The sequence below is a fragment of the Congregibacter sp. genome, assembly GCF_965660375.1.
GTDB lineage: Bacteria > Pseudomonadota > Gammaproteobacteria > Pseudomonadales > Halieaceae > Congregibacter.
The window spans coordinates 1-13,154 of the sequence record NZ_CBFHZO010000001.1 but is presented as its reverse complement, the minus strand read 5'-3'; the positions used below and the strand labels follow the sequence as shown (position 1 = coordinate 13,154).

Annotated in this window: 15 protein-coding genes and 1 tRNA gene; 10 read left to right on the top strand and 6 right to left on the bottom strand. The window is 57.6% G+C overall.

All coding sequences use genetic code 11. From position 1 onward, the window contains the following. Positions 1–61: 61 nt before the first annotated feature. The 6 genes from ACTG3T_RS00080 (at position 62) to ACTG3T_RS00055 (ending at position 4,471) form a co-directional block, all read left to right on the top strand. Positions 62–796: a hypothetical protein gene (locus ACTG3T_RS00080; RefSeq protein WP_439100223.1), complete on the top strand. Its 735-nt coding sequence runs from the start codon at positions 62–64 to the stop codon at positions 794–796. A gap of 380 nt (positions 797–1,176) precedes the next feature. After that, the gene (pufB, locus tag ACTG3T_RS00075; protein WP_008293020.1) at positions 1,177–1,329 is read left to right on the top strand and encodes a light-harvesting antenna LH1, beta subunit; all 153 of its coding nucleotides are present in this window, start codon (positions 1,177–1,179) and stop codon (positions 1,327–1,329) included. A gap of 10 nt (positions 1,330–1,339) precedes the next feature. After that, positions 1,340–1,483, top strand: a complete 144-nt coding sequence (locus ACTG3T_RS00070) for a light-harvesting protein (RefSeq protein WP_009024244.1) — start codon at positions 1,340–1,342, stop codon at positions 1,481–1,483. A gap of 78 nt (positions 1,484–1,561) precedes the next feature. Beyond that, positions 1,562–2,995 carry a PucC family protein gene (locus ACTG3T_RS00065; protein WP_439100222.1) on the top strand — a complete coding sequence of 478 codons (1,434 nt, stop codon included), beginning with the start codon at positions 1,562–1,564 and terminating at the stop codon, positions 2,993–2,995. Continuing rightward, a complete protein-coding gene (def, locus tag ACTG3T_RS00060; protein ID WP_439100221.1) occupies positions 2,996–3,505 on the top strand; it encodes a peptide deformylase in 510 nt (169 codons plus the stop codon). A gap of 42 nt (positions 3,506–3,547) precedes the next feature. After that, the gene (locus tag ACTG3T_RS00055; RefSeq protein WP_439100220.1) at positions 3,548–4,471 is read left to right on the top strand and encodes a 3-keto-5-aminohexanoate cleavage protein; all 924 of its coding nucleotides are present in this window, start codon (positions 3,548–3,550) and stop codon (positions 4,469–4,471) included. 5 nt (positions 4,472–4,476) lie between these two features. Here the strand turns inward: ACTG3T_RS00055 and ACTG3T_RS00050 are convergent, their stop codons facing one another. Next, a complete protein-coding gene (locus tag ACTG3T_RS00050) occupies positions 4,477–5,244 on the bottom strand; it encodes a hypothetical protein (protein WP_439100219.1) in 768 nt (255 codons plus the stop codon). A gap of 116 nt (positions 5,245–5,360) precedes the next feature. Between ACTG3T_RS00050 and ACTG3T_RS00045 the strand changes: the two genes are divergently transcribed. Continuing rightward, positions 5,361–5,873 (top strand): DUF427 domain-containing protein, encoded by a 513-nt coding sequence (locus ACTG3T_RS00045; protein ID WP_439100218.1) that lies wholly within the window; start codon positions 5,361–5,363, stop codon positions 5,871–5,873. Between the two features lie 41 nt (positions 5,874–5,914). Here the strand turns inward: ACTG3T_RS00045 and egtD are convergent, their stop codons facing one another. The 4 genes from egtD to ACTG3T_RS00025 form a co-directional block, all read right to left on the bottom strand. Further along, positions 5,915–6,892, bottom strand: a complete 978-nt coding sequence (gene egtD, locus ACTG3T_RS00040) for an L-histidine N(alpha)-methyltransferase (protein WP_439100217.1) — start codon at positions 6,890–6,892, stop codon at positions 5,915–5,917. A 39-nt stretch (positions 6,893–6,931) separates the two neighbouring features. Continuing rightward, entirely contained in the window at positions 6,932–8,173 is a 1,242-nt protein-coding gene (egtB, locus tag ACTG3T_RS00035; RefSeq protein ID WP_439100216.1) for an ergothioneine biosynthesis protein EgtB, read from the bottom strand. Then, complete coding sequence (locus tag ACTG3T_RS00030; RefSeq protein WP_439100215.1) at positions 8,170–9,045, bottom strand: PhzF family phenazine biosynthesis protein; 876 nt, start codon at positions 9,043–9,045, stop codon at positions 8,170–8,172. The genes egtB and ACTG3T_RS00030 overlap by 4 nt, the downstream gene beginning before the upstream one ends. A 65-nt stretch (positions 9,046–9,110) precedes the next feature. Continuing rightward, positions 9,111–9,665, bottom strand: a complete 555-nt coding sequence (locus ACTG3T_RS00025; protein ID WP_439100214.1) for an outer membrane protein — start codon at positions 9,663–9,665, stop codon at positions 9,111–9,113. Between the two features lie 286 nt (positions 9,666–9,951). Between ACTG3T_RS00025 and ACTG3T_RS00020 the strand changes: the two genes are divergently transcribed. Together ACTG3T_RS00020 and ACTG3T_RS00015 are read left to right on the top strand one after the other, a co-directional pair. Then, a complete protein-coding gene (locus ACTG3T_RS00020) occupies positions 9,952–11,514 on the top strand; it encodes an acetolactate synthase large subunit (protein WP_439100213.1) in 1,563 nt (520 codons plus the stop codon). A 102-nt stretch (positions 11,515–11,616) separates the two neighbouring features. Then, entirely contained in the window at positions 11,617–12,108 is a 492-nt protein-coding gene (locus ACTG3T_RS00015) for a DUF2141 domain-containing protein (protein WP_439100212.1), read from the top strand. Here ACTG3T_RS00015 and ppk2 read toward each other — a convergent pair. Beyond that, entirely contained in the window at positions 12,105–12,884 is a 780-nt protein-coding gene (gene ppk2, locus ACTG3T_RS00010) for a polyphosphate kinase 2 (protein WP_439100211.1), read from the bottom strand. The genes ACTG3T_RS00015 and ppk2 overlap by 4 nt on opposite strands. 75 nt (positions 12,885–12,959) lie before the next feature. On the opposite strand from ppk2, the gene ACTG3T_RS00005 reads away from it, so the two are divergent. Next, positions 12,960–13,033, top strand: a tRNA-Gly gene (locus tag ACTG3T_RS00005). The last annotated feature ends 121 nt before the right edge of the window (positions 13,034–13,154 follow it).

Genomic DNA, 13,154 nt, shown 5'->3' with positions numbered 1-13,154 from the left:
TGAGAACCGGCGTATGTTTCTCTAGAAAAGCAAAATAACCTGCTACAAGAGGATTCAGGTGATGTTAATAGCGCGTTTGTATAATGACGAAGGTCGGGCTCGAGCTGCCGCACAGGCCCTGGTAGACGTGGGTTACAGCAGCAACGATGTTGCGGTGATGGAAGGCCCCAAGGCGGCCCCTCAGATGACTGAGGAAACAACCGCTGAAGCGGCTCCTGCAACGTCCTCAGACACTCATTCAAACACCCAGGCGGTGAGTCATGCAGTGCGTGTGGGCAGCATGCTGGGCGAGCACGCCGATTTTTATATGTCGCGACTCACCGAAGGGCGAACACTCGTTATTGCAACGCCTCCCTTTATTGCATCGCGCATGGTCGAGGTGATTCTGGACGAGCACGATCCGCTCCCGGATTCCCACGTGCCGGCTCCGGAGCCCTTTGTACCGCTGAGCGAACAGGCCACGCCCCTCTCCAATATGCTGGGTCTGCCCACGCTCGTAAACGGCACCATGTCAGAGGCGCTGGGTTTCAGCCTGCAGCAGGATGGCCTCAGCCATCTGTCCCGCTGGTTTAAGCCCCTGGCTTCGGACTTCACTTTCTCGTCCAAAGTCGGCTGGAAGATCAAAAGCAGCAGCGACACCCCCCTGTCATCGATGCTGAATTTGCCGCTGAAAAGCAATCGCGTGGAAGGCAAAAGCACCTCCTTCGGGCTGCCGTTGCAATCCAAGAGCGATACGCCCTTCTCGTCCATGCTGGGGCTGCCCCTGCTCTCCAAGCGCGATCATTACCTGAGCTAGAGCTACATAGCTAGCCGGTATGCCTCAACAGACCTGAACGGCTGGTGGCTGCCGGGATTCTCAATATCAAAGCCCTGGCTGCCGCAATGGTGCCGGGGTTTTTTTATAAAATTCAGAGCCTTAAGCTTCACTGCGGCATCCAGAAAACCGCCGCGGAAAGCTCCTTGACCCAAGTACGCAGACCGGCCGTCCCAAGCCATTGAAATAAAGCTTCATCATGCAGCCCTTGCTCTGTCGATGTGTAAACTTAAATTGACACCTATAATTGACATATATTGTTGACAATAAGTGGACGGCTTTCTACTCTGATCTGTACGGGAAAAGTTGCCTTGGTGGCAGCGATCCCGCCATCACTGTGATAGGTAACGGAGTAACTTAAAGTGGAAAATGGAGAAAAGGTGTTCCCCACCGGCTTGACCATCAGGGAATCAGAAGAGGTGCACAAGTACATCATTGATGGTACGCGTGTATTTTTCGTCATCGCATTGGTAGCGCATGCCCTGGCATACACACTAACCCCCTGGTTGGGCTAAGGAGTAAACCATGAATAACGGAAAACTTTGGACTGTAGTAAATCCTACAGTTGGAATCCCACTGATGCTGGGTGGCGTAGCAGTTATCGCACTGACTGTGCATTTCGCGATCCTGAACAACACAACCTGGTTTGCTGCCTTCTGGGGTGGCTAAGATCGCGTGAGCGGTTTTAAACAAGACCTTTCGGGGCGGCTCAGGTCGCCCCGAACTATTTCTAAGGCTTGAGTAACGGTGAACCGTTTCGACCGAAAACTCATTTCTCTGTGGTCCTCCCTTGGATCACGCTGCATGCCCTTTGCGGATGTCGCGACGCCTGACCTGCCTCTGCGACGCCTTCTGCGCCTGTCCCTTTTTCAAATATCCGTCGGCATGGCGATGGTGCTCCTGGTGGGCACGCTCAACCGGGTCATGATCGTAGAGCTCAATGTGCCCGCATCCATCGTCGGCGTGATGCTGGCAATGCCCCTGATCTTTGCCCCCCTTCGCGCCCTCATCGGCTTTCGCTCGGACAATCATCAGAGCGCCCTGGGCTGGCGCCGCGTGCCCTTCGTGTGGAAAGGCTCCCTGGCGCAGTTCGGCGGTTTTTCCATCATGCCCTTTGCCCTGCTGGTGCTCGCTGGCGAGGGACTGTCCGGCAGCGTGTCTCCCTGGGTGGGTCAGGTTGCAGCCGCCGCGTCGTTTTTGTTGGTCGGCGCCGGCATTCACACCGTGCAAACTGCCGGACTGGCACTGGCCACCGACCTTACACCGGAAGAATCCCATCCCCGGGTCGTGGGTCTTATGTACGTCATGCTGCTGGTTGGCATGATGATCAGCGCGCTGATCTTCGGCACGGTGCTCATTGACTTCAGTCCCGGACGCCTGGTTCAGGTGATCCAGATGGCCGCTCTCCTCACCCTGGTCCTTAACGTCACCGCCGTGTGGAAGCAGGAAGCCCGACGCCCCCAGCGCGGCGCCGTCACCGTCGCCCAGGACCCCAGCTTCAAAGAGGCCTGGCTGAAGTTCTGCGAGGGTGAACACACCATCCGCAGGCTCGCCATTGTCGGCATGGGCACTATGGCCTTTGGCATGGCTGACATACTCCTCGAGCCCTTTGGCGGGCATGTTTTAAACCTGTCCGTGAGCTCCACCACCCTGCTCACCGCACTGTTTGCCGTGGGTGGCCTGGTAGGCTTTGGCGCCGCATCCAAAGCCATAGGCGATGGCATGGATCCCTATGTCGCTACACGCATCGGCGCGTTTATCGGCCTACCGGCCTTCGCACTGGTGATCACCGCCGCCCCCTTAGTTAATCCCTGGCTGTTTGTCATCGGCAACTTCCTGGTGGGCTTTGGTGGTGCCCTCTTTGGTCACGGCACCCTCACCTCCACCATGAATCGTGCTCCCCGCGAACAGGCGGGTCTGGCACTGGGCGCCTGGGGCGCAGTACAGGCTACGGCAGCGGGGATCGGCGTAGCACTTAGCGGCGTCATTCGCGACATGGTCAACGCTCTCGAGGCCGGCTCCCTAACCGCCGGTGCCAGCAGCGCCAGCGCCAGTGGTTACATGACGGTCTATGGCATCGAAATCGCTTTGCTTGTTGTAACGCTGATTTTGATTGCGCCGCTTCTTCGTCAGGACCAGTTTGATCAGGAACACCGAAACGCGGCGGAGCAACCCGTCTAAATGGCGATCCTGGATATCATTGAAATACCCGATGAGCGACTGCGGCAGCACTCTGAGCCGGTGTCGAGCTTTGACGAAGTGCTGCAACAACAGGTCGACGATCTGTTCGAAACCCTGGCACACTCGGGCGCTATTGGTCTCTCCGCCCCCCAGGCGGGCATCCTCAAGCGCATCATTGTTGTTCACGTGCCTGATGATGACTTTGGCCCTCGGCTCTACATCAACCCCGAAATCCTCAGACGCTCCAAGTCCCGCTTCGTGGAAGAAAGCTGCCTGTCGGTGCCTGGCATAGAGGGAAACGTCGTGCGCTGCATACGGGTGACGCTTCGCGCTCAGGATGCCCATGGCAAGTCCTGCGAGTTCGAGGTAGATGGACTTCACGCCGTGTGCGTGCAACACGAAATCGATCACCTGGACGGTATTTTGTTCACCGACCGCCTGTCCTGGTTTAAGAAATTACGTCTGAGAATGGCTTCGGGCGCTGGCGCAGGTCTTTCCCGCGCGGCCTGAGTAACGCAGACTGGGGGCAACGACGCCATTTTAGGACGCCCTATGACCAGCCCATCCGTAGCGGGAAAACCGCTCATCATCGAAGCCTCCCTGAACGGCGCAGCCAGCAAGACTCTGAACCCCGCAGTCCCCTACAGTGACGATGAGATCGTTGCCGATGCAGTGGCCTGCATGGAAGCCGGTGCGGCGCTTATCCACAATCATACGGATGAACCCATCATCGGCGGCTCGGGAGAGCTCGATACCGAACGCTACGCCCGGCCCTGGCGCAGACTACTGGAGTTACGTCCCGATGCCATTCTGACCCCCACCATGCCCGTGGGCCAGGAAGGGGTAAAGGTGGAAACCCGCTACAAACACGTCGAGGACATGGCGGCCGAAGGATTGCTCGCCCAGGGTCTGGTGGATCCCGGCACCTTTAACCTCTCCCTGCTGGATGAAGACGGTCTCTTTGCTCCCAGCGACTACCTGTACCGCAACGACATGAGCGATTCCCGGTATTACGTGGAGGCCTGTCGTCGCCACAACATCGGCATGAGCGTATCGATCTTTGAACCCGGCTTTTTAAAATTCATTCTTGCCTATCATCGGGCGGACAAGCTTCCCCGCGGCAGCATGATCAAACTGTACTTTGCGGCAGACGAACTGCCCTTTGGCATGCCGCCCACAGCAACGAGCCTGGACGCCTACCTCGGGATGCTTGGCGACTGGGATGTGCCCTGGTTAGTGTCGAGTTTTGGAGCCGACTGCGCAGGCTGCGGTCTCGCAGAAGCCGCTATTCAACGAGGAGGCCATGTACAGGTGGGCCTGGAGCCCTATGGCGGAGATCGTACGCCGACCAACGTTGAACTGGTGAAAGAGGTGGTGGAGATCGCCAGGCACTATGAACGCCCTATCGCCACCCCCGCGGAGGCGGCAGCGATGCTTGACCTACCGAGCTATCCGGTGAGCTTTACCCGGCACTAACCCTGCTACGCCAAGCTTGTCACAAGAACTTTACCCAGAGGGCTCAACGCCACAAGTCCGGCGATGCCGTTGAGAACAAAAAACACGGCGATGGCGATCGCCGTGGCGCGATGGAGTCCGCGCAGCGTGACGAAATCGTAAACCACAATCGCCGCTACCAGCCCGACCAATCCCAGCGGTATGAGGGGGCCCTGCTCCGTTTGCAGAAGCATGCGCGAAATCCGCGCCAGCCCGGGTGCAACAATCGACAGTGAGGCAAACATCACATAGCGTTTGTGATGGCCTCGCTGCTCTCTTCGGACGATCGCCATAGCCAGGAGCACAACAAAGCCGACAACCGAGGCAATATTGAAAGACACCAGCGCCGCGGCAAACTCGACAAAGGGTAGTCCCGAAGCCTGCAGCGGATTCACATCCCCCATATCAGACGCCAGCGTAAAGCCCTTTCCTAGCTCCCGCCCCACATAGTTAAACGTGGCCATGAGCGCTGCTACGGCCACTACCACAGCGTAGGCCATGACATAGCGGCCTACTTTTTTATGAAGCTCGACACGGCCGCTACGAACCAAAGAAGCCTGCATGCAAAGGAGCAGGAACCAGCCGGTGAGCAAGGCTCCGTGGAGGTGCAGATAGAAAGGAAGGGGCTCCGCCGCAATGACAAACCGCAGAAAGAACGACGGCGTAAAGCCCACGAGCACAATGCCAAGCAAGGTGATCGCAAAGATTAGGAAGAAGAATGAACCTTTTGACCTTGCCGAGTGGGGTGTTGGCACGTTGGTCACTTCATTTGCATTGATCTTAAAATACGCCAAGATACCCAAGGTCGGATTCACAGGATCTTTTCAATAGCAGAGATGTTGCTTTGCACGCCCGAGTGAGGTCACGCAGCATGTGGAAGTATACCGGTAAGGAACGTCCGGAGTTTGCCGTCGCACCCGGTCCCGGTCAGGAGTCGGTCTGGGATTATCCCCGCCCGCCCGTTCTGGTGTCGACGGAAGAACTCGTTGAGGTGAATGATGCGGGTGTATCCATCGCCAAAACACGCCGCGCATTGAGAGTACTGGAAACCGCCAGCCCACCAACCTATTACCTCCCGGAAGAAGACATCGACTGGTCCCAACTCCGAGAGATCGCCCACCACAGTTTCTGTGAATGGAAAGGACAGGCAAGCTACTTCGCGCTGGTTGACGACCCCCAAGGGCGCCCCGTGGCCTGGCTGTACGCCAATCCCTCGGAAAGTTTTGCTGCCATTGACCGCCATGCCTCTTTTTATCCCGCACGGGTGCAGTGTGTGGTGAACGATGAGCGGGTGCGACCGCAGGCCGGGGAGTTTTACGGTGGCTGGATTACCGACCGTCTGGTGGGACCGTTCAAGGGCGAGCCTGGCACCGGGCACTGGTGAGCGCAGGCGCCGTAGACCCTTTGGTCTGAACCGACGGCTAGCTAAACCGTCGGCCGCAGGTAATGCACGCTAAACAGCTGCGCGTCATCCTGCCAGGTTTCTGCGATGTCGAACCCTCCCGAGCGGGCAAGCGCCGTAAAGTCCTCCAGGCTGTACTTGTAGGAACATTCCGTATGGATGGTTTCGCCTTCGCGAAAGTCAAAACGCCCCCCGTCATAGCGAACCTGCTGGTCGCAATTGCTCACCAGGTGCATTTCGATGCGGCGTAGGCTTTCGTTGTAAAACGCATGGTGGCTGAAGCGTGACTCATCGAAGTCTGCCTCCAGGAGCTCGTTCATACGACGGAGGATATTCAGGTTAAAGGCGGCAGTGACAGCGGCGCTGTCGTTGTAGGCGGCGTTGAGTCGCTCCGTCGACTTGTGGGTATCCACGCCGATCAGCACACCCCCATCGGGGCCCGCCATGTCCCGCAAACTTTTCAAAAAACGCAGCGCCATATCAGGCTCAAGATTGCCAATGGTCGAACCCGGATAGAACACCACCCGCGGCGACGGGGCCAGTGTCTCCAGAAAAGCCCAACCGCCGTTGAAATCGGCGCACACCGCATGAATATCCAGCCACGGGTACTCTTCACCCAGCAGCTCTGCCGAGTCCCTGAGAAAAGAGGCCGAAATATCGATGGGAACATACAGAGAGGGTCTGAGCGCATCCAGCAAAATACGCACTTTCTCACTGGATCCACTGCCGGGCTCAATCAACACGCAATCCGAGCCGCAGATTTTGGCAATAGCCTCACGCTGTTGTTCAAGAATCAGGACTTCGGTACGCGTGGGGTAGTACTCGGGCAAACGGGTAATCTCGTCAAAGAGCTCGGATCCGCGCTGATCGTAGAACCATTTGGGATCAGCGCTTTTCTGAGGTAAAGATAGCCCTTTGATTATCTCCTCCCGACCGTCGCCCAGATCCGGATGCTCATCTTTAAAGCTGACGCGGCTCACTTTGCCCAACGGTTCGTTCATGACGCTCAATGGTTCCTTATTCTGGTTTTAGGGCCAGAGCTATCTGGCGAGGCGAATGCCGCTGAACTGCCAGCGATCCCGGGGATAAAAAAAGTTGCGATAGGTCGGCCGCGCCTGGCTGGGCGGAGTGACGCAGGAGCCTCCCCGGAGAATCCACTGATTGCTCATAAACTTGCCGTTGTACTCACCGATAGCACCCGCCGAGGGCGCGAATCCCGGGTAGGGACTGTAGGCACTCTGGGTCCATTGCCAGCACTCACCATAGAGCTGCTGAAGATCACCGCCGACTGCCGAACGGGGGTGGTGCGAGTCCACCGATGAAAGGAGGGAATCTGATACATGGCTTGCCGCCACCTGCTCCCATTCAGCTTCACGGGGCAGTCGCGCGCCGGCCCAGCGCGCGTAGGCATCCGCCTCGTAGCCACTGACATGACTCACCGGTGTCGCCGCCTGGCGCGGCTGTAAACCCATTAAGGTAAATTCCAGGGCCTCGCCATCACGATCCACCCAGTGAAGAGGACCCGTCCAATGATTCTCCTGCACCGCAGCCCAGCCATCTGCCAGCCAAAGCTCCGGGCGCTGGTATGCACCGTCATCCACGAAGGCCTGATACTCGCCATTGCTCACCAGCCGGTTGGCCAATTCAAAGGACTCAAGAAAAACCCGGTGGCGGGGCAGCTCGTGATCAAAGCAAAACCCGTCCCCGCTGTGCCCGATCTCCACGAGCCCCTCTTCAAATCCTGTCCACAAGAGCGGCTCCAGCGCTTGCCCCTGCTCCGCAGGCGCAGACACATAGCTCGGATACAGCGGGTTAGCACTGAGGGAAAACTTAAGATCCGTAAAAAACAGCTCCTGGTGCTGACGCTCATGCTCTATACCCAGCACGGTTCGAGAGATAATGCTCTCCTCGGAGGCGTGCTCGTCTGCAGCCTTCAATAAGGAAACCATCGCCCGATCCACATGCGCCCGATAGGCGAGGACCTCATCAAGGGACGGGCGGGAAAGCAGGCCCCGCTGCCCCCGGGGATGTTGATCTCCGATACCGTTGTAGTAAGAGTTAAAGAGCACTTCGTAAAGAGGCTCCAGGGGTTCATAGCCCACTACGAAAGGCTTAAGCAAAAAGGTTTCAAAAAACCAGGAGCTGTGTGCCAAATGCCACTTGGGAGGACTGGCAAACTCTGCCGCCTGCAAACCGTAATCTTCCACCTCAAGAGGCTCACAGATTGTCAGGAAGCGCTCACGCGTTGAGACAAAGCGATCGATGATGGATTCAGTGCTCACGGAGCCGCCCCCGGTGAGATCCCGCTGACGCGCCCACCCACCCAGGTAAGATCGCCACGAATACGGCTATGCAACTCGCCACCGTAGTGGGAGCACTGCTGCGCGCTCAGCTGGTCGCTCAAATCCCGATTCCTCCAGTAAGTAGCCAGCACGCGCATAGCCGACCCGGTGGCGGTATCTTCAGGCACCCCATGCTGAGGCGCAAAATAGCGCAGCTGTATGTCAAAGCGAGGATCCCTTACCCGCGCCGTCACGATAAGCGCGCGACGGGTGCGGCGATAAAGCGCGTAACGGGGAACCGGCAAACTGCGCAAATCAAAACCTTCGGGCCATTCCAGCACGAGGTAGCCGTCCTCATCCCCCGCTTCTGCCGCGCGCCAGGGTGGTACGGTAAAAAACTCGCCAATCCAATGGGGAACCCGGCAGGCTGAGCAGCTGATTGAGGGCAGACCGATCCAGTACCTGTCGTCGTCCGCATGGAAAGCCGCGCGGAGACCGTTCATCTCCAGCTGACTCAGAGTCTGGCCTTCGCGAAGCCACGCCGCGCCGCTGCACAGCATACCGTGGCCGCAAAGCTGTATTTCACGATCAGCGGGGGACCAGCAGCGCAGCGCGCAGACATCATCGTCGATGCGCCAACTCAGACACTGGGTATCGCAGTCGGGGATAGGGGACGCGTCGGGGGCCGAAGAAAGAAGACTCAGCTGACAGGGATTGCCACGGGCGCCGCCTTCAGGAAAGCCACCCTCCCCGGCTTGACCGCCGCCAGCGAATGCATAAAGAACCAAGCTTGGAGTGTGAGGGTCGATAAGCGCCTTTTCTTTTTTTGGGGCGACATCCAACAGCCAGGCGGCTGTCCAAAGCAACCGCAAGAGCTATTATCCTAAAATGCTAACAGCTTTTTTAGTGCAGAGCATGACAGTCACGACGGAGCGCCTCAAAAAAAATCGAAGCGAATGCCTACACCCACCATTTGTGAATCAATCTGGTTGTCGAACTGCAGGTACTCTGCGTAGACGTCGATGGTGTCAAAAAAATCCAGAGCCACGCCGGCGCCAATAAAAGTTTCTGTATCGTCATCGGTACGGGGAATATCCGCAAACCGCGATTTCAACTCTACCGCGGCAAGTCCCGCCTTCGCATAAACCTCAAAGAACGGTCCCAGGGGCACATAGGCAACGCCAGCCACCGTCAGCGCACTGGCATCCACGGAGTAACTGACGTCATCCAGGGTCCCGGACCAGGCACCGAGGTCGTAGTAGCCCGCCTCCGCCGACAACATGAGTACATTGCTGTCCAGAAACTGATAGCCGATAAAGCCCGCCGGCGTAATGTCGTCCTCACCGCCGACGGTGAGCTCCACATCGGTAAAGTAAGCGCCAGCACCTACGTACAGTGAATCCGCGCGGCTTGCCGCGGTTCCCAACCCCAGCAAACTAAGCAGCAGAGCAATGGCGGGCTTTATAGCCGTAACTTTGCCTGGTCTGAACATGTGACTTCTTCCTCGGTGAAAGATACCCAGTATAGGCGAAGCCACCATCGGTTCCTGTGATGCACCTGCTATAGGAGTTGTATCAATAACTTAGATACCCTCTGTCCCAACTGCGACGGCCCGTTGACCCGTCGCCCTCCCCGCTTAATGCACGCAGCGGGCAGCTCATCCACAGCTTCACTGGGAGAATAAAGGGAATGAAGGCTTCAGACCTGTTTGTTAAATGTCTTGAAATGGAGGGTATCGAATACATTTTCGGCGTACCCGGGGAAGAAACGCCGACTTTATGATGAGTCTGGAAAACTCCTCACAGCTGCGCTTCATTCTTTGCCGCCATGAGCAGGGCGCCGCCTTTATGGCAGAGGTCTACGGTCGTCTGACCGGCACACCGGCGGCCTGTCTCAGCACCCTGGGCCCCGGCGCCACTAACCTTATCACCGGGGTCGCTGATGCCAATATGGACCGTACGCCCATGCTGGTGCTCACGGGCCAGGGCAGCACCAAGCGCCTGCACAAGGAATCCCATCAGATCATGGATGTGGTAAAGATGTTCGAACCGGTCACCAAGTGGGCCGAGACGGTGATCCATGCGGACACCATCCCCGAAATCATCCGCAAGGCCGTGCGGGTGGCACGCACGGAGAAGCCCGGCGCGGTGTTGGTGGAACTTCCCGAAGACGTCGCCAAAAGGCACACCGCCGCGGAGCCCATATTACCCATCCGCTACCGGCGCCCGCAGGCCGCAGCCGAGGCGGTTAAGGAATTAGCCGCTCGTATTCGCAGCGCCAAGCGACCGGTGATTCTTGCGGGCAACGGCTGCGTACGAAAGCGCGCTTCCAGTGAGCTCCGGGAGCTCGTGAGCCTTACCGGTATCGGCGTACTCAATACGTTCATGGGCAAAGGCGCCGTAGACCCCGATGCGCCCGAGTGCCTGTACACCATCGGACTGGGCACGAAAGACATCGGCACCTGCGCCATCGACGCTGCGGATCTGGTTATCGCCATTGGTTTTGACATGGTTGAGTATCATCCCCACCTGTGGAACCCCGAGGGTGACAAACCGGTGGTGAGCATCGATTTCCTCCCTGCCGAGATCGACGAGCATTTCAACCCGCAATGCGAGCTGGTGGGAGACATCGCGGACAATCTTGCCGCGCTGGTAGCGGCCTTTAAAGAAGAGTCCGCGCCGGATTTTGACATGGCCCAGCAGGCAGCCACGCGCGGCGATATGCAGTCGGAGCTTTTGGAGCACTCAAGTGATGACGGACGAGGCCCCATCAAGCCACAGAAAGTACTCCACGAAGTAGAAAAGCTCTACGGCGACAACGGCCTGCTCCTGTCCGACGTGGGGGCTCACAAAATGTGGATTGCGCGCCACTATCACTGCAGCACGCCCAACGGCTGCCTCATTCCCAATGGATTCTGCTCCATGGGTTTCGCCCTTCCCGGTGCCATCGGGGCATCCATGGTGGATCCGGAGCGCGAGATCATCAGCATCTGTGGTGATGCTGGTTTTCTCATGAACGTACAGGAAATGGAGACAGCGAAACGATTGGAGAGCAACATCACGGTGATGATCTGGGAAGATCATGCCTATGGACTCATTGCCTGGAAGCAGGACCAGGAATTCGGCCACCACACCGACCTGGCCTTCGGCAATCCTGACTGGCGTCAGCTGGCCGCCGCCTTTGACTGGCACTATCAGCAGGTGGAGTCAGGAGGTGAGCTCCCTGAGGTGCTGCAGGCCGCGCGGGAACACCGAGGACCGAGCCTGGTTCTGGTCCCCATCGACTATCGCGAAAACCAGAAGCTCACAGAAAGACTGGGCGAGCTTACCTGCTCGATTTAATGAGTGTCAGAGGAAAGTCGCCATTGGAACCCGTGAAACCGATGAAGCTGCTAACGCGCTATCCAGCTAACCGACAACTCGGTATTAGGGGATAAAAGATGCATGAAAGCGCGCCGCGTACTACCCTTGTTCCCCAGGAAGCTACTCAAAGGCACAGCGATGTCGGGCGGAACACTCTCAAACAAATTGACCGGCGCAGTCTTGTGTCTGGGACTTGGGTTGGCAATCCCGGGCAAAGCAGACCAGTTGATCGTCGATGTCGTCGGCATCGAGCGCATGGGCGGTGCGATGATGGTGGCGGTATTCAACTCACCCGAGGGTTGGGAAGACAGCCTGGGACCCGTGGCCACCGCCAAAGACAGCGTTGCAGGTCCTAAAGTCCGCCTTGTATTCCAGGATCTGGCACCAGGACCCTACGCCGTCAAGCTGTATCACGACGAAAACGCTAACGGCGAGCTGGATACCAATATGCTGGGGATACCCAGCGAGGGCTACGGCTTCAGCAACTATAAGCGCATGCTGGGCGAGCCGGACTTCGAGGAATCGATGTTCATGGTGGACGGCGAAACGACTATCGAAATCACGCTGAATTAACGGTAGTGGTCTTCCACCCAACGTCGCTCTGCGATGCTGGCACTGTCATCGTAGGCATCATTCATATCCCGGGGCGGTAGTGCGATAGAGGGACGATCCTCTTTCGTATATGGCACCTGCGACAAAAAGTGCCGGATCATATTTAACCGGGCCCGTCGTTTATCATCGGCGTTGAGAATGTTCCAGGGCGCAAAATCCGTATCCGTGGCCCGGAACATATCGTCTCGCGCCCGGGAGTACTCGTACCAACGCTCCCGTGACGGCAGATCCATGGGCGATAGTTTCCACTGTTTGACCGGATCATCGATGCGGTCCTGAAAACGCCGCTCCTGCTTTTCTTCGCTGACCTCCAACCAGTACTTCAGGAAAATCACACCACTGTCTACGATCATGCTCCGCTCAAAATTTGGGCATTCCTGCAAGAAGCGCTGGGACTCCTGCTCAGTACAAAACCCCATGACCCGCTCTACGCCGGCCCGGTTGTACCAGCTGCGATCGAATACCACGATCTCCCCCGCCGCGGGAAAATGACTGATATAGCGCTGCAGATAGATTTGGCTTTTTTCACGGTCTGAAGGCTTGGGCAACGCCACCACGCGAAATACCCGAGGACTTACCCGCTCGGTGAGCGCTCGAATACACCCCCCCTTACCCGCGGCATCGCGGCCTTCAAAGACTACGATGATGCGCTGGGAGGTATCTTTTACCCACTCCTGGAGCGCTACCAGTTCGGCCTGCAGCTCGCGCAATTCCTGTGCGTAATGTTTGCGCTTCATTCTCTTATCTCCCAGGCATTCATCTGTGGACTCACAGCTGGCTTGTGATTATTGTATTCAGGCCGGTCGGGCGATGCGGGTGTAGTTTAATGGTAGAACCTCAGCTTCCCAAGCTGATGACGTGGGTTCGATTCCCATCACCCGCTCCATCTCATCGGACAACCACGTCGTAGTTGCAAAAAACTGCGTGAGCGTTGCCAAAGGTAGGCGCAACAGTGATGGGGCCGTCACGGATCGGGAGCGAGAGCCGCTGCTTCGCCGGCATCGCAG